Origin of the sequence: Thermoleptolyngbya sp. M55_K2018_002, assembly GCF_015295965.1 — a bacterium.
In the GTDB taxonomy this organism is placed as follows: Bacteria; Cyanobacteriota; Cyanobacteriia; order Elainellales; family Elainellaceae; genus Thermoleptolyngbya; species Thermoleptolyngbya sichuanensis.
This window is the reverse complement of record NZ_DVEA01000084.1, coordinates 1-2,266: the sequence shown is the minus strand read 5'-3', so window position 1 is coordinate 2,266 and position 2,266 is coordinate 1. Positions and strand designations below refer to the sequence as shown.

3 protein-coding genes are annotated in these 2,266 nt (G+C 58.2%); 2 read left to right on the top strand and 1 reads right to left on the bottom strand.

Annotation, left to right across the window (positions count from 1 at the left end; genetic code table 11):
* Positions 1-303 precede the first annotated feature (303 nt).
* A complete protein-coding gene (locus tag IGS51_RS04155; RefSeq protein ID WP_297076289.1) occupies positions 304-1,143 on the top strand; it encodes a prephenate/arogenate dehydrogenase in 840 nt (279 codons plus the stop codon).
* Positions 1,144-1,178: 35 nt separating this feature from the next.
* Here IGS51_RS04155 and IGS51_RS04150 read toward each other — a convergent pair whose 3' ends face one another.
* Entirely contained in the window at positions 1,179-1,724 is a 546-nt protein-coding gene (locus IGS51_RS04150; RefSeq protein WP_172356188.1) for a PadR family transcriptional regulator, read from the bottom strand.
* A 119-nt stretch (positions 1,725-1,843) separates the two neighbouring features.
* Here IGS51_RS04150 and IGS51_RS04145 point away from each other — a divergent pair.
* A partial coding sequence (locus IGS51_RS04145; protein ID WP_297076285.1) for a DUF4188 domain-containing protein occupies positions 1,844-2,266 on the top strand: 423 nt, incomplete at its 3' end.

The window sequence follows — 2,266 nt, the reverse complement described above, 5'->3', positions numbered from 1 at the left end:
TCAAATGATGGGGCCAGTAGGGTTCGCCTTGCGCCCGCAAAAACGCCCGTAGCTGTTGATGAACCTCGACCTCGATCACGCGCTGGTTTCATTCTCCGGTGGACTGTCCTTCATTGTGACATACTCGCTTGGTGGTGTTGGGGGGAGCGAGGGAAGGGAGAAGAGTGAAGAACTAAGAGTGAAGAACGAAGAACGAAGAACGAAGAGTGAAGAGGCTTCGTTTTTCGTTTTTCGTTTTTTCCGTCCCATCTCCTCTCCGGTAAAATAACGGGGCTGCACGATAAACCAGGCGGAGCGCGGGCTGTGAAGATTGGCATTATTGGGCTGGGGCTGATTGGTGGGTCGCTGGCGCTGGACTGGCGATCGCTCGGCCACACGATTTTGGGCATGAGCCGTCGGGCGGAAACCTGTGAGCGGGCGATCGCCCTGGGTGTGGTGGATCGGGCGAGTCCTGACTTGGCGCTGATGGCAGAAGCAGCGGTGGTGGTGCTGTGTACGCCGCTGGGGGCAATGGCGGCGACGGTGGAGGCGCTGCTGCCGCACTTGCAGCCCGATGCCATCTTGACCGATGTGGGATCGGTGAAGCAGCCGATTGTAGGGGCGATCGCCCCATGCTGGCCCCACTTCGTCGGTGGACATCCGATGGCGGGCACGGCCGAAAGCGGGCTGGAGGCCGCCCAGCGCCATTTATTTGTCGATCGCCCCTACGTGCTGACCCCCATCGACAGCACCCAACCCGCCGATTTGGAAACGGTGGCGGAATTAGTGCGATCGCTCCAGGCGCGGCTATACCAGTGCCCGCCCGCCGCCCACGACCGCGCCGTTGCCCTGATTTCCCATCTGCCCGTGATGGTCAGCGCAGGGCTGATTGCAACCTGCCTCGCGGAACCCGATGCAGCGGTGCTGCAACTGGCGCAATGCCTAGCCAGTTCTGGCTTTGCGGACACCAGTCGTGTCGGCGGCGGCAACCCCGAACTGGGGGTGATGATGGCGCAATACAACCAGACGGCGCTGCTGCACGGGCTGCATCAATACCGCGATCGCCTCGACCAGGTGATTCACTACGTCGAAACTCAAAACTGGCCAGCCCTGGAAGCGCTGCTCCAGCAAACGCAGCAGGCCCGCCCCCAGTTTCTCCGCTAGCCTGCTGTCAAGTCTTCGCTCTCCAGATGGCAGCCTCAAGATTGCAGAAGGGCGATCGCCGCTTCACACCAGGCGAGCCAGCCCTGCTCATAGTGCAGCCCATTCAGCAGCGTCAAATAGACGTATTTCGACTGGGCTGAGAGGGTGTCGGGATGCTGGAAATAACTCTGCTGAATTTCCTGATAAATGGCGAGGCGCTGCTGGTGCTGCTGGCGCTGGGTTTCTAGCTTGCGAATCATGGCTTCAGGCGGCACTAGATGACCCGCATAAAGCTTCACCAGCAGGTCGTCTTTCATGGGCATGGGGTCGTCGGGTTCGGCGATCCACTCGCGCAACGCCTGCTGCCCCGCCTCGGTGACGGAGTAAATCCGCTTGTCGGGGCGGTGGTCTTGCGGCACGGTTTCCGCTTGCAGCCAGCCTTTTTCTTCTAGTCGCCCCAGTTCCCGATAAATCTGCTGGAAGCTGGCCGTCCAGAAGAAGCCGACGGAACTTTCGACCGACTGGTCAAACCGTTTTGCCAGGTCATAGCCGCTGCATGGCTTGTGGAGCAGGGCTGCGAGGATTGCATGGGCGATCGCCATCAGAGTGCTTCAACCAAATTGCTTGACATATTCAATAATGCGAATATACCATGCTGTGTATACTCAATAAATTGAGTAATCTACTTTTTGAGCTTTTTTTGAACTTTTGGAGCCTAGTCATGAATCCGCTACCTTCCCCGCCTGATTCTGTCCAAAATTCTGCTCAGCCTGCCCAAACTTTGGTGAAGCCCGGCCGCTATACTGCCCAGATCGACACTGAATTTGTCGTGTTCCTGATTGGGATGCGAGTGAATCAGCCGTGGGCATTTGGCAAATGGCTACCCGTTGCCCGGGCGATGGGGCCGATGATCAAAACGCTGACGGAACATCCCGAAAAGGGCTTTTTGGGCGCAGAGAGCTTCTTTCGGCTCTTTCCCCTGGGCATCATGATGATGTCCTACTGGCGATCGTTTGAAGACCTGGAACAGTTTGCCCGCAGCCCCTCCGAGCTACACCTTCCCGCCTGGCAATCGTTTAACAAAGCCGTCGGCAGTGATGGCAGCGTTGGCATTTGGCACGAAACCTACTTGATTCAGCCGGGG